This window comes from Streptomyces sp. CGMCC 4.7035, assembly GCF_031583065.1.
Taxonomy (GTDB): Bacteria; Actinomycetota; Actinomycetes; order Streptomycetales; family Streptomycetaceae; genus Streptomyces; species Streptomyces yaanensis.
The window spans coordinates 6,644,354-6,670,248 of sequence record NZ_CP134053.1; the positions used below are offsets into that span (position 1 = coordinate 6,644,354).

General features: G+C 70.2%; 19 protein-coding genes and 1 tRNA gene. 4 read left to right on the forward strand and 16 right to left on the reverse strand.

All coding sequences use genetic code 11. The features are described 5' to 3' along the window. Nucleotides 1-181 precede the first annotated feature (181 nt). Nucleotides 182-1,651 (reverse strand): MFS transporter, encoded by a 1,470-nt coding sequence (locus Q2K21_RS29230; RefSeq protein ID WP_310776775.1) that lies wholly within the window; start codon nt 1,649-1,651, stop codon nt 182-184. A 115-nt stretch (nt 1,652-1,766) separates the two neighbouring features. Here Q2K21_RS29230 and Q2K21_RS29235 point away from each other — a divergent pair, with 115 nt between their 5' ends. Continuing rightward, nucleotides 1,767-2,645 (forward strand): helix-turn-helix transcriptional regulator, encoded by an 879-nt coding sequence (locus Q2K21_RS29235; RefSeq protein WP_310776778.1) that lies wholly within the window; start codon nt 1,767-1,769, stop codon nt 2,643-2,645. A 103-nt stretch (nt 2,646-2,748) separates the two neighbouring features. On the opposite strand, the gene Q2K21_RS29240 is transcribed toward Q2K21_RS29235, so the two are convergent. The 7 genes from Q2K21_RS29240 to Q2K21_RS29270 form a co-directional block, all read right to left on the reverse strand. After that, nucleotides 2,749-2,821 (reverse strand) — tRNA-Ala (locus Q2K21_RS29240). A gap of 121 nt (nt 2,822-2,942) precedes the next feature. After that, entirely contained in the window at nt 2,943-3,611 is a 669-nt protein-coding gene (locus tag Q2K21_RS29245; protein ID WP_310776780.1) for a histidine phosphatase family protein, read from the reverse strand. After that, nucleotides 3,608-4,054, reverse strand: coding sequence for a ribosome silencing factor (gene rsfS, locus Q2K21_RS29250; protein WP_310776783.1), 447 nt, complete (start codon nt 4,052-4,054; stop codon nt 3,608-3,610). The genes Q2K21_RS29245 and rsfS overlap by 4 nt, the downstream gene beginning before the upstream one ends. 111 nt (nt 4,055-4,165) lie before the next feature. Next, nucleotides 4,166-5,956 (reverse strand): LCP family protein, encoded by a 1,791-nt coding sequence (locus Q2K21_RS29255; protein ID WP_310776785.1) that lies wholly within the window; start codon nt 5,954-5,956, stop codon nt 4,166-4,168. 16 nt (nt 5,957-5,972) lie between these two features. Then, the gene (gene nadD / locus Q2K21_RS29260; protein WP_310776788.1) at nt 5,973-6,635 is read right to left on the reverse strand and encodes a nicotinate-nucleotide adenylyltransferase; all 663 of its coding nucleotides are present in this window, start codon (nt 6,633-6,635) and stop codon (nt 5,973-5,975) included. Between the two features lie 82 nt (nt 6,636-6,717). After that, entirely contained in the window at nt 6,718-6,873 is a 156-nt protein-coding gene (locus tag Q2K21_RS29265) for a hypothetical protein (protein ID WP_310776790.1), read from the reverse strand. A 177-nt stretch (nt 6,874-7,050) separates the two neighbouring features. Next, on the reverse strand, nt 7,051-7,209 hold the full coding sequence (locus Q2K21_RS29270) for a hypothetical protein (RefSeq protein WP_310776794.1): 159 nt from the start codon (nt 7,207-7,209) through the stop codon (nt 7,051-7,053). 174 nt (nt 7,210-7,383) lie between these two features. Here Q2K21_RS29270 and Q2K21_RS29275 point away from each other — a divergent pair, with 174 nt between their 5' ends. Continuing rightward, nucleotides 7,384-8,526 carry a M48 family metallopeptidase gene (locus Q2K21_RS29275; RefSeq protein ID WP_310776798.1) on the forward strand — a complete coding sequence of 381 codons (1,143 nt, stop codon included), beginning with the start codon at nt 7,384-7,386 and terminating at the stop codon, nt 8,524-8,526. 508 nt (nt 8,527-9,034) lie between these two features. On the opposite strand, the gene Q2K21_RS29280 is transcribed toward Q2K21_RS29275, so the two are convergent. From Q2K21_RS29280 to galE, 6 genes are all read right to left on the reverse strand, one after another. Further along, nucleotides 9,035-10,102 (reverse strand): SCO2583 family membrane protein, encoded by a 1,068-nt coding sequence (locus Q2K21_RS29280; RefSeq protein ID WP_310776801.1) that lies wholly within the window; start codon nt 10,100-10,102, stop codon nt 9,035-9,037. Between the two features lie 154 nt (nt 10,103-10,256). Continuing rightward, entirely contained in the window at nt 10,257-10,871 is a 615-nt protein-coding gene (locus tag Q2K21_RS29285; RefSeq protein WP_449343606.1) for an SCO2584 family spore wall biosynthesis protein, read from the reverse strand. Between the two features lie 324 nt (nt 10,872-11,195). Further along, entirely contained in the window at nt 11,196-12,482 is a 1,287-nt protein-coding gene (locus Q2K21_RS29290; protein WP_310776806.1) for a glutamate-5-semialdehyde dehydrogenase, read from the reverse strand. Nucleotides 12,483-12,565: 83 nt separating this feature from the next. Next, nucleotides 12,566-13,051: a hypothetical protein gene (locus Q2K21_RS29295; protein WP_310776808.1), complete on the reverse strand. Its 486-nt coding sequence runs from the start codon at nt 13,049-13,051 to the stop codon at nt 12,566-12,568. A gap of 131 nt (nt 13,052-13,182) precedes the next feature. Further along, nucleotides 13,183-14,289 (reverse strand): glutamate 5-kinase, encoded by a 1,107-nt coding sequence (proB, locus tag Q2K21_RS29300; RefSeq protein ID WP_310781309.1) that lies wholly within the window; start codon nt 14,287-14,289, stop codon nt 13,183-13,185. Nucleotides 14,290-14,651: 362 nt separating this feature from the next. Next, nucleotides 14,652-15,623, reverse strand: a complete 972-nt coding sequence (galE, locus tag Q2K21_RS29305; RefSeq protein WP_310776811.1) for a UDP-glucose 4-epimerase GalE — start codon at nt 15,621-15,623, stop codon at nt 14,652-14,654. 327 nt (nt 15,624-15,950) lie between these two features. Between galE and Q2K21_RS29310 the strand changes: the two genes are divergently transcribed. Then, nucleotides 15,951-18,182 (forward strand): bifunctional glycosyltransferase/CDP-glycerol:glycerophosphate glycerophosphotransferase, encoded by a 2,232-nt coding sequence (locus tag Q2K21_RS29310; RefSeq protein ID WP_310776813.1) that lies wholly within the window; start codon nt 15,951-15,953, stop codon nt 18,180-18,182. Nucleotides 18,183-18,207: 25 nt separating this feature from the next. Next, the gene (locus tag Q2K21_RS29315) at nt 18,208-21,771 is read left to right on the forward strand and encodes a bifunctional glycosyltransferase/CDP-glycerol:glycerophosphate glycerophosphotransferase (RefSeq protein WP_310776816.1); all 3,564 of its coding nucleotides are present in this window, start codon (nt 18,208-18,210) and stop codon (nt 21,769-21,771) included. A 106-nt stretch (nt 21,772-21,877) separates the two neighbouring features. On the opposite strand, the gene Q2K21_RS29320 is transcribed toward Q2K21_RS29315, so the two are convergent. Together Q2K21_RS29320 and obgE are read right to left on the reverse strand one after the other, a co-directional pair. Beyond that, on the reverse strand, nt 21,878-23,920 hold the full coding sequence (locus tag Q2K21_RS29320; protein ID WP_310776819.1) for a glycosyltransferase family 4 protein: 2,043 nt from the start codon (nt 23,918-23,920) through the stop codon (nt 21,878-21,880). Between the two features lie 532 nt (nt 23,921-24,452). After that, entirely contained in the window at nt 24,453-25,889 is a 1,437-nt protein-coding gene (gene obgE / locus Q2K21_RS29325; RefSeq protein ID WP_310776821.1) for a GTPase ObgE, read from the reverse strand. Between the last annotated feature and the right edge of the window lie 6 nt (nt 25,890-25,895).

Genomic DNA, 25,895 nt, shown 5'->3' on the forward strand with positions numbered 1-25,895 from the left:
CTTGGGCGACGTGGGACGAGCCGCAGGAAGGGCAGTCGAGGAGGGTGTCACTTTGGCGTGTCACCGCCACTGCAAGGAGATCGTGGACCTCCCCGCGGATGCTCGCTGGCATCGCTACTCCCTCCCGTCGGGCCGCGCCCCCTTCCGGCCGTTTGATTCTGCCACGGCCGGACCAATACGGTCAGCGACGCCTTCGTACCAGTCCGGACACAGCGCCCAGCGTGGCCGTCGCGGCCAGCGCGTACATGCACGCGAGGAGCGCATCCGAAGAGGTATACGCCCCAGGGGCGCCAAGTGACTCAAGCCGGTTCAAGAAGAGTGTGCCGAAGACCGCGACGCCGATCAGCTGACCGAGCTGGGTGACCGTCGCGAGCAGTCCGCTGGCGTCCGCCGCGTCCTCGGGCCGCACGGTGGCGAGGGCCCTGGTGAGCGTGGGGCTGAAGCTGAGCGCCAGGCCCGCGCCGACGCCCGCGAAGGCCGCGTACAGCCACGGTCCGCCGTCGCCCCCGCCGTGCAGCGCCAGGCCCACGCCGGCCACGGAGAGCGCGGCCAGAAGAAACCCGCCCGGGATCAGGGCGGGTTGCCAGGCGGCCGGCCAGGTCCGCCAGGTCAGGCCGACCAGCCCGAAGACGACGGCGGTCGGCGCGAAGGTGAGCCCGGCACGCAGTGCGGTGTAGCCGAGGCCGCCCTGGACGTGCAGGGTGAGGAGGAACAGGAAGCCCGCGTTGACCGACATCACCGCCAGCAGCCGGAAGACCGCGAGGCCGATGCCGGGGTGGCGCAGCACCCGTGGCGCGATCAGCGGCGCCCCGCCCCGCCGGGCGAGCCGGGACTCGTACCCGCAGAACAGGGCGAAGATCACCGCGGCGGCGACCAGGCACAGCCAGGACCACAGCGGCCAGTCCTCCTCCTGGCCGAGCACGAGCGGCACGGTCAGCAGCGAGACGGCGGCGCCGAGCAGTACGAGACCGGGCAGGTCGAGACCGCGCGAGCGCTCCGGGGCGGACACGTCGTCCCGCGGCAGGACGCGGCTCCCGACGGCCAGGAGTACGAGTCCGACGGGCACGTTCACGAGGAACACCGGCCGCCAGCCGGTGCCGAGGAGGTCGGCGCTGACCAGGATTCCGCCCAGCACCTGCCCAGCGGCGGCACCGGTGGCGAGGACCGCGGCGTACGCGCCGAGCGCCTTCGCCCGCGCCTCACCGGTGAAGTGACGCTGGATCAGGCTGAGCACCTGCGGGATCATCAAGGCCGACCCGGCGCCCTGCACGAGCCGGAAGACGATCAACTCCCCTGTTCCCTGGGCCAGTCCGCAGGCCAGCGAGGCGGCCGTGAACACCGCGAGCCCGACCAGGTGGACCCGGCGGTGGCCGAACAGGTCACCGAGGCGCGCACCGGTGATCAGCAGCACGGCGTACGTGATGGAGTACCCGGCGACCACCAACTGCAGCTCGGCGCCGGTCGCGTGGAGCTCGGAACCGATCGTGGGTACGGCGACGTTCACGATGAAGACGTCGAGCAGGGCCATGAACTGCGCGCTGAGGACGGTCGCGAGCAGCCGGCCGGGGCGATTGTCAGTGGCGGGAGTTTTACTGGATGCAGGACGGGTTCCGGGCGTGGATCCGGGGCCCGCGGGGGTTGTCGTCGTCATGCCTTCGAGCCTGGCGACGGCCGGATACGGGTAACGAGAGCCCGCCGATGCTGGTACTGACAGCACCTGGCAGCGGCCGGCTCCGGTCCCGACGATGGACTACGGGGGATGGACGATGACGACGACACAGCGCCGCAGGCCGGAGCTGGCCGCTTTCCTGCGCGGCAGGCGGGCCCGGGTGACACCCGCCGACGTGGGCATGCCGCCGGGGCTGCGGCGCCGGACACCGGGTCTGCGCAGGGAGGAGGTGGCGCAGCTCTCCGGCGTGGGCGTGACCTGGTACACCTGGCTGGAGCAGGGCCGCCCCATCAACGCCTCGCCGCAGGTCCTGGACGCGGTGGCACGCACCCTGCGCCTGGACCAGCCGGAGCGCGAGCATCTGTACCACTTGGCGGAGGTGCCCTACGACCAGGGCCCGGAGGGGCTGGCGCAACAGGTCGGCCCGGAGATCCAGACCGTCATCGACACCCTCGACCCGCATCCGGCGGTCGTCTACAACTCGCGCTACGACATCCTCGCCACCAACCCCGCCTACAGCCACCTGTTCCGGGTCCCGGCGATCCGGGACATCGGCGTGCCCAACGCGCTGTGGTCGCTGTTCGGGGTGTCCGAGGAGGCCTGTCCGGTGGTGCACAGGGACAGAGAGCTGCCGGTGATGGTGGCCACCCTGCGCTCCGCGTACGGCAGACACGTGGGCGAGCCGGCCTGGGAGGACTTCATACGCAGGCTGTCGGCGGCCAGTGAGCACTTCGCCGAGCTGTGGGCGAGCGGCGAGGTGATCCTGCCCGGGCCTCGGGTGAAGACGTTCCGCCACGACACGGTGGGCGAGTTGCGGATGACCTCGGTATCGCTGTCGGTCGACGGGATGCCGGAGTGCCGGATGGTGGTGTACACGCCGGATGACGCGGACACACGGGAGAAGGTGGAGCTGCTGAGGGAGCGGAGGGAAAGGCTGTGGCCGCCGTCGGAGACGGCATCGGCCGAGGTGAGGTGAGACACAGCACCGAGCAGCGTGCTGGGGCCACATGAAAAATCCCGCCCCCAGCGGGGACGGGATCTTCTCCAGCGATCTTTGACAACTCAAGAGTGTCTGTCTGTGGAGCTAAGGAGAATTGAACTCCTGACCTCCTGCATGCCATGCAGGCGCTCTACCAACTGAGCTATAGCCCCTTGCGGCCACGCGGCGGAGCCGCATGGTGTTTCGCCCCGCTCGGCGGGGCGAACAAGAAGAACTTTAGCCTGCGACCTGCCGGAAAGTGAAATCCGGCTCCCGGCCCGTGGTGAGGAGGTGTCAGTCGTCGTCGCCGAGGACCGGTTCCGGCAGGGTGCCCGCGTTGTGCTCCAGGAGGCGCCAGCCGCGGACGCCTTCGCCGAGAACGGACCAGCAGCAGTTGGAGAGGCCGCCGAGGCTCTCCCAGTGGCGGGCCTCCAGGCCGAGCAGACGGCCGATGGTGGTGCGGATCGTGCCGCCGTGGCTGACCACCACGAGAGTGCCGTCCTCGGGGAGCTTCTCGGCGTGCCGCAGCACCACGGGGGCGGCGCGGTCGGCGACCTCGGTCTCCAGTTCGCCGCCGCCGCGGCGGACGGGCTCACCGCGCTTCCAGGCGGCGTACTCCTGGCCGTGCCGGGCGATGATCTCCTCGTGCGTCAGGCCCTGCCAGACGCCCGCGTACGTCTCGCGCAGGCCCTCGTCGTGGGTGACCTCAAGGTTCGTGAGAGCGGCCAGCTCGGCGGCCGTGGCCGCGGCGCGCTTGAGGTCGGAGGCGAGGATGGCGTCCGGCTTCAGGGAGGCGAGCAGACGGGCGGCGCGGCGGGCCTGGCCGACGCCCGTCTCGGTCAGCTCGACGTCCGTGGAGCCCTGGAAGCGGCGCTCCACGTTCCACGACGTCTGGCCGTGGCGCCACAGGATGAGGCGCCGGCCCCGGCCCTTCTTCCCGGTATCGGCGCCCGTGGCCGTCACCGCAGCTCCCCGCCCAGCTCGGCGGCGTCCTCGGCGGCCTGCAGCCTGGCGTGCTCCGCAGCCTTGCCGCGGGTGGCCTTGGCGTCGGCGGGCAGCTCCAGCTCGGGGCAGTCCTTCCACAGCCGCTCCAGAGCGTAGAAGACGCGCTCCTCGCTGTGCTGGACATGCACCACGATGTCGACGTAGTCGAGCAGTACCCAACGGGCCTCGCGGTCGCCCTCGCGGCGCACCGGCTTGGCGCCGAGTTCCTTGTTGAGCCGCTCCTCGATCTCGTCGACGATGGCCTTGACCTGGCGGTCGCTGGGCGCGGAGGCGAGCAGGAAAGCGTCCGTGATCGACAGTACGTCGCTGACGTCGTAGGCGATGACGTCATGCGCGAGCTTGTCGGCGGCCGCCTGGGCGGCGGTGTTGATGAGTTCGAGAGAGCGGTCCGTGGCGGTCACTACAAGGCTTTCCGTCGGCGGTCAGTGATACCTCAAGGGTCTCACGGACCGCCGACGGCACCCCATGTGATTAAAAGGATCACGCCCCGAGGCCCCGGGACGTGATCCGCGTCACGACGACGGCTTGTAGTTCTGGCCGAGGACGACCGAGACGTTGGCGTTCGACGTGACCTTGCCCTTCTTCACCGAGCTGGTGGGCAGGCCCAGGGTCTTGGCGACCTCGATCGCGTTCTCCTTGTCGCGGTCGTCGGCGTAGGTGATCTCGGACACGGCCTGGGTGGTGCCGGTGCCGGCGTCGATGAAGGTGTAGCCGCCGTTGACGATGACGACGCGGACCTTGTCGGTGGTGTCCTTGGCGCCGGTGGCGTTCTTGATGCCGACCCGCACGGCGTCCCCGGCCTGGGGGCTCTTCACGGTGCCGCCGAGCAGGTTCTTGACCACCGTGTCGGTGGCCTTCTCCCCGACGGTGCCATCGGACTGGACCGGCAGCAGCTCGGTCTTGTACTCGCCCTCCTTGGCGTGCTCGGCGAGCTTGGCGAGGAAGCTGCCGAGGTCCTTGTCGGTGAGGGACGGGTCGAGGATCTGCGCGAGCGTCTGCACGGTGATCGTCGCGGCCTGCGGGTCGGAGGACATCTTGCGCAGCACGCTCTGCATGACCTGGCCGAACCGCTCCAGCTGGGCGTCCTGGGACTCGCCGGAGGCCCGGTAGGTGGCGTACGCGACGGCCATCTTGCCGCTGAGGGTCTGGTTCTCGCCCTTGTGCACCAGGGGCGTGCCGCTCTTCTTCTTGGCGTCCGGGTCGGGGACGTCGGCGTTGGTGGTGACCTCGATGTTGCCGACGAGTTCGACGAGGTTGTTCAGGTACGGGGTGTCCAGGCGCCAGGTGCCCTCGATCTTGGTGCCGAGGACGGAGTCGATGGAGTCGCCGGTACCGGAGGAGCCGTCGTCGGCGACCGATTTGGCGAGGGTGGTCGTGGTGCCGTCGTCGGTCGTCAGAGCAAGGGAGTTGGGCAGCAGGACGGTGGCGCCCTGCTTGGTGGTGGTGTTGTCGACGAGCAGCGCGGTGGAGGTGCCGCCACCCTTGGTGTTGTGCAGGTGGACGATGATCACGTCGCGGTTCTGGGCGCCCGCGGCCGTCGTCGTGCCGGACTTGCCGCCGCCGGAGGAGGTGCCGGGCAGCTTGCCCGCGTACCAGAGGTAGCCGACACCGCCGACGGCCACCAGGGCGAGGACCACGACGAGGGTGACTATCCGGCTGCGGGCACGGCGCCTGGCCTCCTCGCGGCGCTCGGTGCGGTTCTCGGTGAAATTCAGCCAGTCGATGACGTCTTCGGAGTTGCCGTCGGGCTCCTCGACGAAGGCGAACTGCTCGGTGCGGTAGTCGCGGTCGCCGCGCGGCTCCTCCTCGGCGGCGTCCTCCACCCGCCCGGCCGCACCCCCGTCGGCAAGGCCGGCCGCACCTCCCCGGCGCCCCGACCCGCTCTCGGCCGGGCCGGCCTGCTGCGGGATGTAGGGGGTCTGTTCGGCAACTCGCGGTTGATGTCCGCTGGTTGCGGTCTGGCCGTACGGGTCGTAGCCACCACCGGCGGTGGTGGTGCCGTACGGGGCGTAGGGGTCGTAGGGACCCATGGACGGCTGCTGACCGGTGTCATGGGGGGACACAGGCTGCTGCTGACCGGTGTCATACGGCGCCATGGGCTGCTGCGGCCCGGTCGCGTACGGGTCGTAGCCGTAGCCCTGGTGCTGCTGGTGCTGCTGCGCGCCGTAAGGGTCATAGCCCTGCGGGGACTGCTGTGGGGTCTGCTGCGCGGACACCTGCCGGTACACAGGCTGCCCGAACTCGTCGTAGCCGACGAGCTCGTACGGGTCGCCGCCCGCGTACCCGTCGTATCGGTCGTTCACCGGTGCCCCTCTCGGCTCACTCGCCGCGGTACAGCTGCCGTTTGTCGATGTAGCGCACCACGCCGTCCGGCACCAGATACCAGACGGGCTCGCCCTTGGCGACTCTCGCACGACAGTCTGTGGACGAGATGGCGAGCGCGGGAACCTCTACCAGCGAGACACCGCCCTCGGGCAGGCCCGGGTCCGCCAGGGTGTGACCGGGGCGGGTGACTCCGATGAAGTGCGCGAGGGAGAACAGTTCTTCCGTGTAGCGCCAGGTGAGGATCTGGCCGAGCGCGTCGGCACCGGTGATGAAGAAGAGGTCGGTGTCGGGGTTGAGGGCCTTCAGATCGCGCAGGGTGTCCGTGGTGTAGGTGGGTCCACCGCGGTCGATGTCGATGCGGCTGACCGAGAACTGGGGGTTCTCGGCGGTCGCGATGACCGTCATCAGATAGCGGTCCTCGGCCGGGCTGACCGCGCGGTCGGTCTTCTGCCACGGCTGGCCCGTGGGCACGAAGACCACCTCGTCGAGGTGGAACTGCGCGGCGACCTCACTGGCCGCGACGAGATGACCGTGGTGGATCGGGTCAAATGTTCCGCCCATGACGCCGAGGCGGCGTTTGCCCGGGTTCGACGGCCCCATTCCGGGGCCGGGTCCCGTGCCCTTCGCCGGACCGGTGGGCATGTGCTGCTCTCCCATGCGTGCAGACCCTACCGGCCCGGCCACCGGGCACCGGCCGACAGGCCCCCGAGGGCGGCCGGGACCGGGCCCTGTGCCGGACTCAGCGGTCGCGGTTGAAGCGGGTGGTGATCCACAGCAGCAGGAGGAGGATGACGAGGGCCGATCCGCCCGTCATGAAGGGGCTGATGCTCGCGTGGCGCTCTCCTTCGCCCTCGGCGAGGGTGGCCAACTGGGCAGCGGTGCTGTGGAAGCTCATCTTCGGCAGAACCTATCCGGTGTGGGCGGGATAAAGACGTCGGCTCATCGTAAGCGGGTGTCTGCGCACCGATCACGCCGACTCCGCCGTTGGGGAGGGCGCTGGGGAGGCGGCCGCCCGGGGCGCCCGCGGAACCGAGCGGCCCTGCGGCCGGCCGGAACCCTGTACGCGCACCCGTCAGTGGTCCTTGCGCCGGTACCCCCGCAGCAGGAACCACGCGGTCAGGGCGCAGCCGACGACCATCACGATCAGCACGACGCGGAGCAAGTTGCCCGAGCCCTGCCGGTCGGCTGCCAGTGTGGCCTCGGAGAGCCAGGCGGCGGTGATGTGCTCCATGGGATCGCTCCTAACGGTGTGCTGCCCTGTCACCGTATCTCCGCCTACGCTGGATTCCGCTTCGGGGGCACAACGGGTCCGGGCGCACCGCGCGGACCCGGGGCGGGCAGGCGCACACGCGCGACCGGCCGATGATCAACCGCACAGTGAGCCATCAGACACATGGGGGAACACATGTCCGACGACGGTCACGAGCAGAACGGGCACGAGAACGTGCCGAGCAGGCGGCGCAGGCGTTTCCAGGGGATCTCCTCGCGCGCGTACGAACACCCGGCGGACCGTTCGGCCCTGGTGGCCCTGCGCAAGCTCAGCGGCTTCGACACGGTCTTCAAGGCGCTCAGCGGTCTGCTGCCCGAGCGCAGCCTGCGGCTGCTGTTCCTCTCCGACTCGGTACGGGTCTCGGACGCGCAGTTCGCCCACCTCAACGAGATGCTGCGGGACGCCTGTTACATCCTGGACCTGGAGAAGGTCCCACCGATGTACGTCACCCAGGACCCGCAGCCGAACGCGATGTGCATCGGCCTCGACGAGCCGATCATCGTCGTCACGACGGGGCTCGTGGAGCTGCTGGACGAGGAGGAGATGCGGGCGGTCGTCGGGCACGAGGTGGGGCACGCGCTGTCCGGCCACGCCGTCTACCGGACCATCCTGCTGTTCCTGACCAACCTCGCGATCCGGGTGGCCTGGATACCGCTGGGCAACCTCGCGATCATGGCGATCGTGACCGCGCTGCGGGAGTGGTTCCGCAAGTCGGAGTTGTCGGCCGACCGGGCCGGGCTCCTGGTCGGGCAGGATTTGCAGGCCTCGATGCGCGGGCTGATGAAGATCGCGGGCGGCAACCACCTGCACGAGATGAACGTGGACGCGTTCCTGGAACAGGCCGAGGAGTACGACGCAGGGGGCGACCTGCGCGACTCCGTGCTGAAGATCCTCAACGTGCTGCCGCGCACCCACCCCTTCGCCGTGGTCCGCGCGGCCGAGCTGAAGAACTGGGCCGCCTCCCGTGACTACCAGCGGATCATGGACGGTCACTACTCGCGGCGCAGCGAGGACAAGGACACCTCGGTGTCGGACTCCTTCCGACAGTCGGCGGCCAGCTACGCGAGCGATGTGAAGCAGTCCAAGGACCCGCTGATGAAGCTGGTCACCGACCTCGCGGGCGGTGCGGGCGACCTCGGCGGCCGGGTCCGGCGCGGTTTCGCCGGCTTCGCAAGCAGCGCGCCCAAGGACGCGCCGAGCCAGCCGCACGACGGCCGTCCGGCCGACGACAGCCGTCCGGCCGACGACGGCCCCGACGGCCCCGACGGCGACGATTGATCACGCCGTGCCGGGGCCTTCCACGGACGGAAGGACCCGGCACGAGCACGGCGCGGGAGCGCTCGGGCACACGCAGCGGCAGGGCCCAGGCACGGCGCGGCAAGGCCCAGGCACGCGCACAGGCCCTCAGGTGCACAGGCGCACAGCACCGCAGGCCCCGGCACGAGCACCGGAGCGGAAGACCCAGGCGGAGGCACAGGACCGAAGGACCCAGCACGCGCACAGCGCCGAAGGGCCCGACACGCGCACGGGCGCACAGCGCCGAAGGCCCAGGCATGAGCACCGAGGCCCGGCACACGCATGCGGCAAGGCCCAGGCACCCGCACAAGCACGGAAGGCACAGGCACAGGCACAGGCACAGGCACAGGCACGGCATCGAAGGCCCCGGCACGCCCCATCGGCTCGGGGTGCCGGAAGACCGACCCGGGTCCCCGAAGGCCGGGGGGGCGCACCCATCTCGGTCAAGCGCGATGGCGGCGGTGCCGAGGGGCGCGTCCGCCGCAGGCCCTCACGTCTTCGGCTGGGCGCTCGTTGCCAGGGAGCCGCACAGGGCCGTGGCGCTGTCCGTGGCGTACGGGTCGGTGCCGGCCGGGCGGCCCGCCTTGGCTGTCTGGCCCGCGAGCAGAGGGTGCAGATGGTTCGCCGAGTCGTCGGCGCAGGAGAGCGGGCCGGCCTGGACGTAGGAGGCGACCAGCGCGACCTGGCGCATGCGCAGGTCGTCGCGGTCGAAGCGGAAGGTCAGCTCGCGCCGCACCGTGAACAGCGAGGCCTTCGCCTTCGCATCGGAGCCGGTCGGCTTCAGCGCGTACACCAGGGTGTGGTCGGCGCTGACCTCCAGCCTGTCGGAGTTGATCTCCGTGGCCTGCAGCATGCCCTGGACACGGATCTTGCGGTCGGCCAGCTGGGCGCGGGACGGGTCGAAGCGGACCAGCCAGCCGGTGGGCGCGTGCCGCCCGTCCGCGGCCGGATGGGTGAAGCTCAGGTCGAACTGGTCGAGCTGCTGGGGGTCGAGCAGGACCCGTACCGGACGCACGGTGCCTCCGGTGAGCACGGACGGGTCGAGCGAGGACTCGACGACGTAGTCCTTGGCGGTGGTCAGGGCGGAGACGACCTGGCTCTCGGAGAAGTGGACGGTGCGCCGGACGGCGGGCAGGGTGATGCCCTCCGCGCCGACGCGGAACTGAGCGGCGGGGCTGTGCGCGTACAGTGCCTCGGGGTCGGTGGAGCCGGGCACGGCGGCCTGCGGCGCCAGGGGTATCACCGTCATCCGCAGCGGCTCGACGGGCTGCGCCTTGGACGACTGGTAGGGGTGGCGCACGCCCATGTAGACGGCGGTGCCGAAGGCGAGCGCGATCAGCAGGACGAGGATCAGCGCCTGCCGGGGCAGTCCGCGGTGCAGCGGCGGGCGGCGCCGTACAGCCGGGGCGTGGTCGGCCATACGCTCCTGGGCAGAGTACTCCTGGAGGCGGGCAGCCCGGACGAACGACTCGTCGAACACGACGGATCGGTACTCGTCCTCGCCACCACCGGGAGCACCCTCGGGCGTCCCCTCAGGTGGGTCTCCAGGCCCGCCCATACTTTCAGAGTAGGTCTCCCGGAGCTCAGGTAAACGCCCTGCTACACGACAAGTTCTGACAGGTTCTCACCAGGTTTTCGAACGGGTGTCGAATCCCGGAGCGGGGCGGGTTCCCCGATCGCCCGCGAGCTTGTGGAACGCCCGGTTCAGGGGCTCAGGGCGTCCGTGGAACCGCCGAGAACGCCGGCGGCGAGTACTCCGCGGAGGCCGAGGGACCGGTGCCGGAGCTCGTCTCCTGGCCTTGCTCCAGACCGGTGGAGGCGGGCGGCGGAACCTGCTCCTGGCGACCCGAGGAGGCGCCCCGGTACACCGCGGTGAAGGCCAGCACGACCATGCCTATGCCCATCACGAGGGCGAGGATCCAGGCGACCGGGCGGTGCCAGCGGGCTCCCTTGCCGTAGAACCTGCCGTAGGAGCCGGGCGCGCCGTAGCGCTCCTCCAGGACCTCCGGGTCGTCCAGGTCGTCCAGTTCCCGGCCGTGGCCGAAGCGACCGCCCTCGTCGGGTGCGAATCCGTCCTCGAAGCGCTCGTCGTCACCGCGCACGCCCCTGGCGTGCGCCCGGCGCGCCTCGGCTTCCTGTGCCTCGGCGCGGGCCTGGGCGGCGGCGAGGAGTCTCTCCACGGCCGTCGGCTCGTGGACCACGGCCGCCCGTACGAAGGCCTCGTCGAAGACCACGGAGGCGAACTCTTCGTCCATACCTCCGCGGTCGCGGTCGTCGTCGGGCTCCCGGCCGTCGGCAAACGGCGTGCCCCCCACGTCCTCCGGCACGGATCCAGAGTAGACCTGGGGGGTCAATTTGGGCAGACGGTAAGGAAATTCATCCGCCTGGCGAGACAGTCCACAGGGGGTCGCCAGGGACAACGGCCCCGACCGGCAGGGCGACCGGCCAGGAAGCGCCTGCTCAGCGCCTCACAGGAGGCCCGTTCCCGCGCCCCCAGCGCCTCACCGGCCCGTCCCCGCGCCGCTCAGCGCCGGGACACGCGTCCCCACGGCGCTCGGCGCCGTACGTGCGTCCTCGCGCCGCTCAGCGCCGTACAGGCCGCACGTGCCCGTCCCCGCGCCCTCAGCGCCGTACACGCGTCCCCGCGCCGCTCAGCGCCGTACGTGCCCGTCCCCGGTGACGATGTACTTCGTGCTCGTCAGCTCCGGCAGGCCCATCGGCCCCCTGGCGTGCAGCTTCTGCGTGGAGATGCCGATCTCCGCGCCGAAGCCGAACTGGCCGCCGTCCGTGAACCGCGTCGACGCGTTCACGGCGACCGTCGTCGAGTCGACCAGCTGGGTGAAGCGGCGGGCGGCCTGCTGCGAGGTGGTGACGATCGCCTCGGTGTGGCCGGAGCTCCACAGCCGGATGTGCTGCACGGCCTTGTCCAGGGAGTCCACGACCGCGGCGGCGATGTCGTACGACAGGTACTCGGTGTCCCAGTCCTCCGGCGTGGCCTCGACCACCGTCGCCCGGGAGTCCTTGGCGTACGCCATCACCCGCTCGTCGGCGTGCACCGTGACCCCGGCATCCGCGAGGGCGTCCAGGGCCCGCGGCAGGAACTCGGGGGCGATGTCCTGGTGGACCAGCAGCGTCTCGGCGGCGTTGCACACGCTCACGCGCTGGGCCTTGGAGTTGATCAGGATGTCGATCGCCATGTCGATGTCGGCCTGGGCGTCGACGTAGACATGGCAGTTGCCGGTGCCGGTCTCGATGACCGGGACCTTGGACTCCTGGACGACCGTCTGGATCAGGGAGGCGCCACCACGCGGGATGAGCACGTCGACCAGGCCCCGGGCCTGCATCAGATCGCGCACGGACTCGCGGCCCTCACCGGGCACGAGCTGGATGGCGTCGGCGGGCAGTCCGGCGCCGCCGACGGCGTCACGCAGCACCCGTACGAGGGCGGTGTTCGACTCGTACGCGGAGGACGAGCCGCGCAGCAGCACCGCGTTCCCGGACTTCAGGCACAGGGCGGCGGCGTCGACGGTCACGTTCGGACGGGCCTCGTAGATGATCCCCACGACGCCGAGCGGGACGCGGACCTGGCGCAGGTCGATGCCGTTGGGGAGGGTGGAACCGCGCACGACCTCGCCGACCGGGTCGGGCAGCGCGGCGACGTCCCGGACGTCGGAGGCGATGGCCCGGATCCGCTCGGGCGTGAGCGTGAGCCGGTCGATGATCGCCTCGCTGGTGCCGGCCTCGCGGGCCTTGGCGATGTCCCTGGTGTTGGCCTCGACGATCTCGCTCGTACGGACCTCCAGCGCGTCCGCCATGGCGAGCAGCGCGTCGTCCTTCTCGGCCCTCGGCAGCGGCGCGAGGTCGGCGGCTGCGGCCTGGGCGCGGTAGGCGGCCTGGTTGACCGGGGACATGGAGTCGTACGGCGAGAGCGAGGTCATGAGGGAAGGGTAGTGCGCCTCACGGACCCGTCCAGCGGTTGTCCCACACCCCGAGACAAGCCGCGAAGAAGGCTCAAGTCGCCTCAAAAGGGGTGGACGCCCACCGGGGTCGCGGGCAGCGGGCCGTACCCCTCGGCGACCCGCTGGTGGTAGGTCTCGCGGTCGATGACCTCCAGTCCGACGATCTCCCAGGGCGGCAGCCCCGCGGTCTGGCGGTGCTCGCCCCACAGGCGCAGCGCGACCGCCGCGGCGTCGTGCAGGTCGCGGGCCTCCTCCCAGTAGCGGATCTCCGCGTGGTCGCCCGCATAGCGGCTGGTCAGCAGAAAGGGGTGGTCATGGGCGAGCTGTTCGAGTGCGCGCCGCACCTCCGTCAGCGGGGCCTCCTCGCCGGAGACGCTGAGCGTGACGTGCCAGAGGCGGGGCGTGTCGCCGGGTTCCTCGTACGCCCGCCCGGCCGTGACGCTGGTCAGGGCGCGCGCCTCGCCCGTCTTGCGGAAGGCACCGCCGTCACGAGAGGCACCGGCGGTGCCATCACCGCGGGACGCCACCCCAGGGCGCACTCGTCTCACGACCTCCTCCTTACGCGGTGCTCGTACGGAATGGTTCCCTGAGACAAAGTTGAGCAGGCCGCAAGGCTCCATGGGGTGGTTTTACGGAACGTCCCCACCGGAGGGCCGCGCGGGGCGCGCCGCCGGGACCGTCACGGGTGCAGGATGACCAGGTCGTCCCGGTGGACGACCTCGCGTTCGTAGGCCGGACCCAGTTCGCGCGCCAGTTCCCTGGTCGAGCGGCCGATCAGCCGGGGGATCTCCTTGGCGTCGAAGTTCACGAGCCCGCGCGCCACCGCCCGTCCCGCGCTGTCGCGCAGTTCGACGGGGTCGCCCGCAACGAAGTCGCCCTCGACGGCCGCGATACCGGCGGGCAGCAGCGACGTGCGGCGTTCGACGACCGCGCGCACGGCCCCGTCGTCGAGCATGAGCGCGCCCTGCGGGGTGGAGGCGTGCTGCAACCACAGCAGCCGGTCGGCGGAGCGCCTGCCGGTGGGGTGGAAGTAGGTGCCGGTGTCCCGGCCCGCGAGGGCGTCGGCGGCGTGGACTGCGGAGGTGAGCACCACGGGGATGCCGGCCGCCGCCGCGATCCGGGCGGCCTCGACCTTGGTGACCATGCCGCCGGTGCCGACGCCGGCCTTGCCCGCGCTGCCGATCTCCACGTGAGCGAGGTCTTCCGGCCCCCGCACTTCCGCTATCCGTGAGGTCCCGGGCTTGCTGGGGTCCCCGTCGTACACGCCGTCCACGTCCGACAGCAGGACCAGCAGGTCGGCCCGTACGAGATGGGCGACGAGCGCGGCGAGGCGGTCGTTGTCGCCGAAACGGATCTCGTCCGTGGCGACCGTGTCGTTCTCGTTGACGACCGGCACCGCGCCCATCGCGAGGAGCTTGTCGAGGGTGCGGGAGGCGTTGCGGTGGTGGGCGCGGCGGCTGGTGTCGTCGCCGGTCAGCAGGATCTGGCCGACCCGGACGGCGTAGCGGGCGAAGGAGGCGGTGTAGCGGGCCACCAGGAGGCCCTGGCCGACGCTGGCGGCGGCCTGCTGGCGGGCGAGGTCCTTGGGGCGGCGGCGCAGGCCGAGCGGGGCGAGGCCCGCGGCGATGGCGCCGGAGGAGACGAGAACGATCTCCCGTTCACCGCCGCTGCGGTGCTTGGCGAGGACGTCCACGAGGGCATCGACGCGGTCGGCGTCGAGCCCGCCCGCGGCCGTGGTCAGCGAGGAGGATCCGACCTTGACGACGATCCTGCGGGCGTCCGCCACTGCCTGCCTTGCTGCCCCTGCCACGTGCGGTCGTCCCCTCGCGTTCCGGCTCTCCCGCGCAATCTACGCGAAGAGGGCTGGTGGGCGCCCGCGCGTTTCAGTGGGCGGACCCGCTGGGGTGGGGCGGGGGCAGGAGCGGGGTCGGTGGGCGGCAGGTGCGGGGTGGCGGGTGGCGGTCGCGGGCGGACATGTCCGAGAGCAGGCTCCACCGCGGCGCACCTGGCCCAGAGCAGGCTCCACCCGGTGGAATCCGCCCTCCTCGTCCCGACGGTGTCGCCCGTCGTCCCGACGGTGCCGCAGCGTCCCGCCCCACCCCTGCCGTAGGGGTGGGCAGGCCGCGCTTGGCAGGACCTGACCGTGCCTCAGCCGTGGCGGTGGCGCCACCCCTGCCAGGCGGACTCGATCATGTCGTCCAGGCCGTGGCGGGCGGCCCACCCCAGTTCCTCGCGGATACGGTCCGCCGATGCGACCACTCGCGCCGGATCGCCGGGGCGGCGGTCGGTCACCTCGGGCGACAGCTGCTCGTTGCCGGTGACCTTGAGGATGCGGTCCACCATCTGCCGGACCGAACTCCCCTCGCCCCGGCCGATGTTGAGGGTGAGCGAGGTCCCCTCCGGGGCCTCGTTCAGGCGCCGCGCCGCCGCCAGATGGGCAGAGGCGATGTCCTGCACGTGGATGTAGTCACGCACGCAGGTGCCGTCCGGCGTGGCGTAGTCATCGCCGAAGATCCGGGGAGGCTCACCGGCCTCCAGCCGCTCGAACACCATGGGGATGAGGTTGAAGACGCCCGAGTCGGACAGTTCGGGGGTGGCGGCCCCGGCCACGTTGAAGTAGCGCAGGGAGGCGGCTCGGAGGCCGTGGGCGTGCGCGGCGGCGTTGATCAGCCACTCGCCGACCAACTTGGTTTCGCCGTAGGGGCTCATGGGAACGCAGGGGGTGTCCTCGGTGACGAGGTTCACATCCGGCATGCCGTACACGGCGGCGGACGAGGAGAAGACGATCCTGTCGACGCCGGTGGCCGCCATCACCTCGAGCAGGGTCTGCAGACCGGTGACGTTCTCCCGGTAGTAATGGAGCGGCCGCTCAACCGACTCCCCCACCTGCTTCTTGGCCGCGATATGCACCACACCCGTCACAACATGGTCACGAATCGCCTGCTCAAGGAGCGGCGCGTCCAGCACACTGCCCACGACCAGCGGCACATCGGCGGGCACCCGGTCGGCGCTGCCGGTCGACAGGTCGTCGTACACGACCACGCTCTCGCCGCCCTCGACCATGGCGCGCACCACATGCGCACCGATGTACCCCGCACCGCCCGTGACCAGCCAGCTCATCCTCACGCCTCCCGCATCCTCGTCACTGGACAGCAGACTCGTTCATGGACGGGGGAAAATCGAGTCCGGCATTTTGGGCGCAATCGCAAAGAACACGGGCGGGGGCGACTGTGAGGAAGTTCTCCAGTCGACCAGAAAAGGGAAATAAGGGACCGCCTGTGGAGCTTCGCGACCGTAGCGTTCCCCAGGTGGCCCCGCTACCTTGCCGATGGAATTTCACGTGAACCCTTTACGCTGATGCGGCAGCGCACTCCAGGACCGTCGGCGAACGGAGGCGCTCCGGCCCAGCTCACGCTCGTGTGATCAGTTCTCGGAACAGGTTGAAGGATGCCAAGACTGTCTCTCGTCGTCCCCGCGTACAAGGTGCAGGGCTACCTCACCGAGTGCCTCGACTCCGTGCTCGGGCAGGATTACACGGACTTCGAGGTCATCGCGGTCGACGACTGCTCACCGGACAGCTCGGGCGCCATCCTCGACGAGTACGCGCAGCGCGACGCACGCATTCATGTGATTCACCTCACTGAAAACGTCGGGCTCGGACGCGCGCGCAACGCCGGCCTGGAAAAGGCCCAGGGCGATTACGTGTTGTTCCTGGACAGCGACGACACACTGTCCGACGGTGCGCTCAAGGCGATAGCCGACCGGCTCGAAGCCACCGGGGACCCCGAGATATTGGTCTACGACTACGCCCGCAGCTACTGGGACGGCCGGATCCGCCCCAACCAGCGGGTGGACCTGCTCAAGAGTGACGGCCCGGACGTGTTCCCGCTCGCCGACCGGCCGCAGCTTCTCGATCTTCTCCAGATCGTCTGGAACAAGGCGTACCGCCGGGACTTCATATCCCGTCAGGGCCTCACCTTCCCGCCCGGGTACTACGAGGACGCCCCCTGGACGTTCTGCTCGATGATCAGCGCGCAGAGCATCACCGTGCTGGACCGGGTCTGTGTGATGTACCGGCAGCGGCGCGAGGGCGGCAACATCCTCAAGACCGTCAGTCGCAAGCACTTCGACGTCTTCGACCAGTACGGCCGGGTCTTCGACTTCCTCGACGCCCATCCCGAACTGGCCCGGTGGCGCGAGCCGTTGTTCCGCAAGATGGTCGACCACTACCTGACCATCCTGGACCGCCCCGACCGGCTGCCGCAGAACGCGCGGGCGGAGTTCTTCCACCGTGCCTCCGCCGACTACCGTGCCCGCCGCCCCGAGGGCTTCCAGCGGCCACCGGGCGGACGTGGCCACAAGTACGCGCTGCTGGAGCGGGACGCGTACACCGCGATGGCCGGCGCCACGGCCGCGGTGAAGTTCCGTCAGGCGGTCAGGAAGAGCACGCGCAACGCCCTGAACCGGTCGAAGCGCAGTGCGATGGGCGTCTTCTACCAGTCCCAGCTGAGGCTGCCGCTCGACGAGAACCTGGCCCTGTTCTCCGCCTATTGGAGCCGCAGCGTCTCCTGCAACCCCGCGGCCATCGACGCCGAACTCGCGCGTCTGGCCCCGCACATCCGCCGCGTGTGGGCGATCCGCCCGGAGGCGGTGGACCAGGTGCCCAAGGGCGTGGAGTACGTCCGCGTGGGCTCACGCGAGTACTGGGCGGCTCTCGCTCGCGCCAAGTACCTCGTCAACAACGTGAACTTCGCCGACACGGTGGTCAAGCGTGAGGGTCAGATCCACCTTCAGACCCACCACGGCACACCGTTGAAGACCATGGGCCTGGACCAGCGCAAGTACCCGGCCTCGACCGACATGAACTTCGACAAGCTCCTCGAGCGCTGCGACCGCTGGGACTTCAGCGTCAGCTCCAACCGGTTCTCGACCACCGTGTGGGAGCGGGTGTACCCCTGTTCGTACATCTCGCTGGAGACCGGCTACCCGCGCAACGACATCCTCGTGAACGCCACGTCCGAGGACGTGCGCCGGGCACGGGCCGCGCTCGGGCTGGCCGACGGCGCCAAGGCCTTCCTGTACATGCCCACCCACCGCGAGTACCAGCCCGGGTTCGTCCCGAGCCTCGACCTCGCGCGCGTCGCCGACGAGCTGGGGCCCGACGTGACGCTGATGGTGCGGGGCCACTACTTCTACGGCAGCTCCCCGCACGTCGCCGAGCTGCGTCGCAGCGGCCGGATCGTCGACGTCTCCGGGCACGCCCAGGTGGAGGAGCTGTACCTGGCCGCGGACGCCTTGATCACGGACTACTCCTCCGCGATGTTCGACTACGCCGTCCTGGACCGGCCGATCATCACCTACGCTCCCGACTGGGACATCTACTCCGCGGTCCGTGGCACCTACTTCAACCTGCTGGAGGAGCCGCCCGGCGTGGTGGCGACCACGCAGGCCGAGCTGATCAGGCTGCTCGGATCGAACGAGTACGACGGGACCGACGCGGCGGAACGCCGGGACGCGTTCCGCCGGCGCTTCTGCGAGTTCGACGACGGGCGCGCGGCCGAACGCGTGGTACGACGGGTCTTCCTCGGCGAGGAAACCCCGCTGCCGTTCGTCCCGTTCGCCGAACGTTCCCACGCACCGAACCCCACCCAGGCGCTCGAACTGGTCGAGCGGGCCTGACCCCGGATAGGAGACCCACCAACACATGGCCCCTCGCCTCAGTGTCATCGTCCCCATGTACGACGTCGAGCGCTATCTGCCGGCCTGTCTCGACTCGTTGGCGGCACAGACGTTCCAGGACTTCGAGGTCCTGATGGTGGACGACGGTTCGCCGGACGACTCGGCGTCGATCGCCAAGACGTACGCGGAGCGCGACCCCCGGTTCCGGCTGATACGCAAGGAGAACGGAGGCCTGGGGGCCGCCCGCAACACCGGTATCGCCAACATGGACCCGGAGTCGGAGTTCCTGACGTTCATCGACAGCGACGACGTCATCCCGCCCGACGCCTACCGTCTGATGGTGGGCAGCCTGGACGAAACCGGTTCGGACTTCGCCACCGGCAACGTCTTCCACCTCAAGGGTGAGAAGTCCTGGCAGGTGCCGCTGATGCGGATGCTCGCGGGCGAGGCCCGCCAGCGCACCCACATATCCCGGTACGGCAAGCTCGTCGCCGACCGGATCGCCTGCAACAAGGTGTTCCGCCGGACGTTCTGGCAGAAGAACGGCTTCGCCTTCCCCGAAGGCCGCCTGTACGAGGACACGCCCGTCACCATGCGGGCCCACTACCTCGCCGAAGCCGTCGACGTGATCTCCGAGCCCTGCTACTACTGGCGGCTGCGTGAGGGCGAGTCCGCGCCCTCGATCACGCAGCGCCGCACCGACCCGGCCGGTGTGCGCGACCGCACCACCTCCGTGCTGGAGATCAGTGCCTGGCTGGCCGAGCAGTCCGGCGAGACCTTCGCCCGGCTCAAGAAGGAGTACGACAGCCGCGTCCTCATGGACGACCTGCGCCTCTTCCTCAACGTGGTGCCCGACGGTGACGAGGAGTACCGCGCCGAGTTCCTGCGGTCGGCCAACCGCTTCCTGGACAACATCGATCCCAAGATCGTCATGGCGCTGCCGGCCCAGCTGCGGGTGCAGTGGCTGCTGGTGCGCAAGCACCAGCTCGACGAGCTCATCACTCTGCTGGCCGGGCAGCGGCGCAGGGAGGCCATCGAGGTAAGCGGTCTGGTCCGCAAGTACGCCTCCTTCCCGTCCCTGGCCGACGCCGACCTGGACTTCCCCCGCAAGGCGCTGCGCATCGACCAGGACCTGCAGATGCGTGCCCCGCTGCAGGAGGTGACCTGGTCGGAGGGCAAGCTGGTGCTGTCCGGCAATGCCTGGATCGACAAGATCGACCTGCCCTCGAAGCGTTCCTCGGTGAAGGTCCTGCAGCTGCGCAAGGACAAGAGCCGCCGCCGCATCCTGCTGCCGGCCCGGAACGTCGAGCGCCCCGAGTGCACCACCGAGTCCGGGCAGGACCGCTACAACTACGACTGGGCCGGCTGGGAGGTCACCCTCGACCCGGCGAAGCTGCGCAAGGGCGGCGAGTGGCAGGAGGGCCTGTGGCACGTGGGGCTCGGCCTCTACGCCTCCGGTCTGGTGCGCCGCGCCGCAGTGCACTCCAGCGGTGGCGCTGACGCCAACTTCCCGCCGTACCAATGGCTGAGCCCCGACTTCCGGCTGCTGCCGTCCGTCGAGCGCGGGGCGCTCAAGCTCCGGGTCGAGAAGGTCCGGGCGCTGATCACCGGACGGTCGCTGGAGGGCGACCGGCTCAAGGTCACCGGCGAGCTCCGGGTTCCCCTCGCCGCGGGTGAGCACGTGGTGCTGCGCGTGAAGAACCAGAAGGGCGCCGAGGTGCACGAGTACCCGGTGGCCGTGACCGAGGACGGCGGCACGCGCCGGTTCTCGGCAGAGGTGCCGGTGGCCGATGTGGCGCTGGTGTTCCACGAGGGCATCGACGCCAAGGCCCAGCCGGAGAGCCGCACCTGGTCCACCGTCCTGATCGCCACGGACCCGCAGGGCACCGAGCGCCAGTTCAGCACCGTGCTCCAGGAGGACCTGGAAGACGCGCGGTTCAATCTGCCCGCCTCGCTGGGCGAGCAGGCCGCGCTGTGCGAACTGGCCGTGGTCGGCGGCAACAACGGCTATCTGAAGTTCGCCGGACGCACCCGGCGCGCCATGATCGACCGGGTCGGCCTGCAGGACGGCCGCATCACCATCGCCGCGCACACCGACCCCCGGCTCACCGGCGCCCGGTTCCTGCTCAAGCCCCGCAACCGCTTCGAGGAGCGCTTCGTGGAGGCCCGCTGGTTCGAGGACGGCCGCTTCGAGGTCGCCTTCGACCCCTCCACGCTCGGCGGCAACGGCAACGTGCCGTTGCGCGCGGGCCGCTGGAACCTCTTCCTGCGTCCGGCCGACGGGGAGACGCCCGACGTCCCCTTCGTCACCGACCGGCTCGCCGCCGCGCAGTTCCCGCTCCGCGCCGAACTGAACGGACGTCGCTACTGGCTGGAGAACCGCTGGGCCGACTTCCCGCAGCTGAACTGCCGCTCGGAGCTCAGCGACCTGGAGCGCGGCCCGTACCGCCAGAAGCAGCTGCGCCGCGAGCTGTACGAGGCGCTGCGCCAACAGCCGCTGAAGGACCAGGTCTTCTACCTCAGCTACAACGGCAAGCAGTTCTCCGACAGCCCGCGGGCGATGTACGAGGAGCTGGTGCGCCGGGGTTCGGACCTCAAGCACCTGTGGGCCGTGCGCGACGGACAGGTCATCCTGCCCGAGGGCGTCGAGCGGGTGCGGATGTGGGGCCACGAGTGGTACGAGGCCCTGGCCTCCAGCCGCTACATCGTCACCAACGGCCACCTGCCGGACTGGATCGAGCGGCGGCCCGGCCAGGTCATCGTGGAGACCTGGCACGGCACGATGCTGAAGAAGATCGGCCATGACATCGACACCCTGCACTTCGACCGCCGCTACCAGGAAAAGCTGGCGCTGGAGGCGAAGCAGTGGAGCCTGCTGGTGTCCTCCAACCGCTTCAGCACGCCGATCCTGAAGCGCGCCTTCTCCTATGACGGCGAGATCCTGGAAGCGGGCTACCCGCGCAACGACTACCTCTACTCGCCCGACAAGGACCGCATCGCCGAGCGGGTGAAGAAGGCCCTCGGTCTGCCCGAGGGCAAGAAGGTCGTGCTGTACGCGCCGACCTGGCGGGACGACCAGTCGCACAGCCAGGGCCAGTACCTGTTCGACCTGCGCATCGACCTCGAGGACGCGCAGCGGCGCCTGGGCGACGACCACGTCCTGCTCATCCGCCGCCACTCCAACGTGGTGGACGCGGTGCCGGGCGCAGGCAACGGCTTCGTGTGGGACGCGTCGGAGTACCCGGACATCGCGGACCTCTATGTGGCGGCCGACATCATGATCACGGACTACTCGTCGGTCATGTTCGACTACGCCCACCTGAAGCGGCCCATGCTGTTCTTCACCTACGACCTGGAGCACTACCGGGACACCCTGCGCGGCTTCTACTTCGACTTCGAGCAGGACTCCCCGGGACCGCTGGTCTTCAACTCCAAGGAGCTCATCGACGCGATCCGCGACATCGACAAGGTGTCTGTCGAGTACAAGGACCGCTTCGACCGCTTCCACCACCTGTTCTGCGATCTGGACGACGGCCACGCCTCGGCGCGGGTCGTGGACCGGATGCTGGAGCAGAGCCGGGAGCTGTGACCGGCGGCCGAAGAAGCACAACGGGCCGGGCCCCGGAGGACATCTCCTCCGGGGCCCGGCCCGTTGTAATGCGCTCGCCGCCGCGTGCCACGGGGCGGCGCCGCGGTCACAGCCGCACGGTCTTCACCGCGAACTGACCCAGGGCCGTGAAGTACGGCCGCAGTTCGGTCTTCCGGGGGCGGTTCTCGGGCGGGAGCGGGGGCGGGGTCGTGCCGAGGGTGCGGCGGGCCTTGCGGACGGCCCGGTTCACCACGGACGGCGGCGTGGCGGCGCCCGTGGTGACCACGGGCCGCGGGAAGGTGAACACGTCGATCGGCTTGAGCACGTCGGTGGCCAGCTTCGCCAGGGCCACGCGGGGCGCCCCCGCCTCCGGCCGGACCCAGAAGTCCCAGATGACTTCCTTGTCCTCGCCGTCGGTGTGCTCGCGCACCAGGGTCGAGCAGTCGATCACCGCGGCGACCGTGCCGTCACCGGCGTCCTGGACGGGGAAGGTGAGCAGGCGCTCCTTCTCTCGCCGGTGCACCGCTTCCACCACCGCGCCCGAGCCCAGCGCCGCTCCCCACAGGTCCGCCCGGAGCTGGATGGCCTGCTTGTCCACGCGGACGGGGCCCACCTCGGCATGCGCCTCGCGCAGCACGCTGCGTACCAGCAGCCTGCCGTCGTCGTGCCGGTGCGGCAGCAGCAGCGCGAGCGGATGGCTCCCCGGCCGAGGCAGGTCCACGGCGAGCAGGTCCCGGGTGTCGCACCCGTAGCCGTCGGTGCTCAGCGGCACCTCGGCACCCGAGGGGGTGGCCAGGATCGTCTCCCAGGTGCCGTGCGGTATGCCGGCGTCCCAGGGCACGAGTGCCTCGCCCTCGGCGGACAGCGTGAAACGGTGTTCTTCGGCGTTCTTGCCGTTTCTGCGCAGCACCAGGTCGGCGCCGTCGGCGTCCTCGGGCAGTCGGCCCACACCGATGTGCACGCTGCCCTGTGCGTCGACCCGGGCGGTGGCGTGCCGGGGCAGCGCCTTGCGGGCGAACGCCTGCTCGAGGATGGCTTCGAAGCGCTCGCGGCTGGCCGTCTCGTGGAAGCGTTCGGCGTTGCGCACGGCGCTCTCGGACATCTTCCGCCGCAGTTCGTCGTCCCGCACCAGTTGCAGGATCGCCTTGGCCATCTCCTCCACGTCGCCGCGCGGGACGATCAGTCCGTCCTCGCCGTGGGTGAGGATGTTGCGCGGGCCATGGTCGGCGTCCGTGCTGACGACGGGCAGCCCGGCCGCCATCGCCTCCACGATGACGTTGCCGAACGCCTCCCGCTTGGAGGGCAGCACGAAGATCGAGCCCTTGCCGAACTCGGGCGTGACCGGGGCGACCTGGCCCATCAGCAGAATGCTGTCGGACAGCCCCAGCTCATAGATGCGGGCCCGCAGCCGGGCCTTCTCGGTGCCGCTTCCGTAGATGCGCAGCGTCCAGTCGGGCGCCTGGGCGTGGACCTTGGCGAAGGCCTCGATGAGGAGCGCGTGGTTCTTGTTGTCGGTGAGGTGACCGGCCGCGATCACGATCTTGTTGGTGCCGTTGGAGCGAACCGGCGTGGCGGGCACACAGTTGGGCATGACCGCGAGCCGGTCCCGAACTCCGGGCACCTGCCGACCGATGTCGGCGACCTCCTCGGGCGTGAGCGCCGTCAGCGCGTCCAGGGACAGGTACGCGGGGAAGAGCCGCTCCTTGATGTCCTTGGCGTAGATGGCAGGCTTCGAGTGCTCCTGCGTGAGCTTGAGGTAGGTCCCCGGAGCCTGGGCCAGCATGATGGTGTTGCGCGGGCTGGAGCTGACCACCACGTCGGCGTCGGTGGTGGCGAGGTACTCCAGCAGTCGCAGCTCGGCGAGCCGGCTCACCACCGGCGTCTTCGCGCCGACGTTCAGCGGGTAGATCAGCGGGAACTTGTCCACCAGCGGGTTGTCGACGTCGGAGACCGGCGAGTGCGGGCGCAGATCACTCAGCACCCGTACCGACACCCGCGGGTCGAGGGGGAAGTACGACTCGTCGCGCACCTTGCGCAACGCCACGATCTCCACCTGGTGTTTCTCCGCGAGCGCTCCAGCCAGGTTCTGCGTCGCGCTCACCACGCCCCCCATGTGGCAGAGGTCGCGGACCAGGAATGCGATCTTCAACGTGAATTACCCCCTACAGGGCGTCGCGTGCCGACGCCGTCCTCAAACGTGGCCCGAGAACCGGTTACCGCACGGGTACCCGGTGGGCACGTGTCGGCTCCGCCTGTCGGCGGGATGTGTGCCGACTGTGCGGAGGGCTCCCGGTCGTTTAGACAGGAACGAGCGGGAGAGAGTTGTTCAACTGATGGTCACGATTGGGACACGTGTGCGGTGGCGACCCGGGGCACTCCGCCCGCCGGCCGAGGAGGGCGGCGCTGTCATCGGTGGAGCCGTCGTCCACCGATGACCTCGATGTGCCGTGCTGCAGCAGTGTGAGCGGAATGCCCGACTCGGCGGACTAGTGCCCCGGCAGGCAACGTTTGCCCGTCAAGGAGCGGCGTCCGGTGCGTGCTCTCGGTGTGCCGGCCGGAAGCCCTCGTACTGGATGTACTTGGGCTTTCGGCCGGTGCGGCGAGTGGGGGTCCCCCCTGCTCGAAGAGCTTGGGGGAGCGTGCCGGGCGTCGCGACGGGGCGAACTTTGCCTGTTGGGGTACTAGAAGGGCTCGAAGTCGTCGAACTCCTGCTGCGCCTCGTCGCGTTCGGCCTGGCGGTCCCGGCGCCGCTGCGCGGCCGGACGTGCCCCTTCGAACCGGTGGTCCTCACCGCGCCGGCCCAGCATTTCCGCACCGGCCGTCAGCGACGGCTCCCAGTCGAAGACGACCGCGTTGTCCTCGGGGCCGATGGCGACACCGTCGCCCGAGCGTGCGCCCGCCTTCACCAGCTTCTCCTCGACACCGAGGCGGTTGAGCCGGTCGGCGAGATAGCCGACGGCCTCGTCGTTGTTGAAGTCGGTCTGCCGCACCCAGCGCTCGGGCTTCTCGCCCCGTACCCGGAACAGCCCGTCCTCCTCGCGCGTGACCGTGAAGCCGGCGTCGTCGACCGCCTTCGGCCGGATGACGATGCGCGTGGCCTCTTCCTTCGGCTTGGCGGCGCGCGCCTTGGCGACCAGCTCGGCGACCGCGTAGGACAGCTCCTTGAGTCCCATGTGCGCCACCGCCGACACCTCGAAGACGCGGTAGCCACGCGCCTCCAGGTCGGGCCGGACCATCTCGGCGAGGTCCTGGCCGTCCGGAATGTCGATCTTGTTCAGGACGACGATGCGCGGACGGTCACCGAGTCCGCCGTACTGCCGCAGCTCCTCCTCGATGACGTCGAGATCGGAGACCGGGTCGCGGTCGGACTCCAGCGTCGCCGTGTCCAGCACGTGGACCAGCACGCTGCACCGCTCCACGTGCCGCAGGAACTCCAGGCCGAGCCCCTTGCCCTGGCTGGCGCCCGGGATCAGTCCGGGAACGTCGGCGATGGTGTACACCGTCGAGCCCGCCGTGACGACGCCCAGGTTGGGTACGAGGGTGGTGAACGGGTAGTCCGCGATCTTGGGCTTCGCCGCGCTCAGCACGGAGATGAGCGAGGACTTGCCCGCGCTCGGGTAGCCGACCAGGGCCACGTCCGCGACCGTCTTCAGCTCCAGGACGATGTCCTGGAGGTCACCGGGCACGCCGAGCAGCGCGAAGCCGGGCGCCTTGCGGCGGGCGGAGGCCAGCGCCGCGTTGCCGAGTCCGCCGCGACCGCCCTGGGCGGCGACGTACGACGTTCCGTGCCCGACCAGGTCGGCCAGCACGTTGCCCGCCTTGTCGAGGACGACCGTGCCGTCCGGCACCGGCAGGACCAGGTCCTGGCCGTCCTTGCCGGAACGGAAGCCGCCCTCGCCCGGCTTGCCGTTGGTGGCCTTGCGGTGCGGGGAGTGGTGGTAGTCGAGAAGCGTGGTGACGGACTGGTCGACGATGAGGATCACATCGCCGCCACGGCCGCCGTTGCCGCCGTCGGGGCCGCCGAGCGGCTTGAACTTCTCACGGTGGACGGAGGCACAGCCGTGGCCTCCGTTACCCGCGGCGACGTGGAGTTCGACGCGGTCCACGAAGGTGGTCATGGTTCA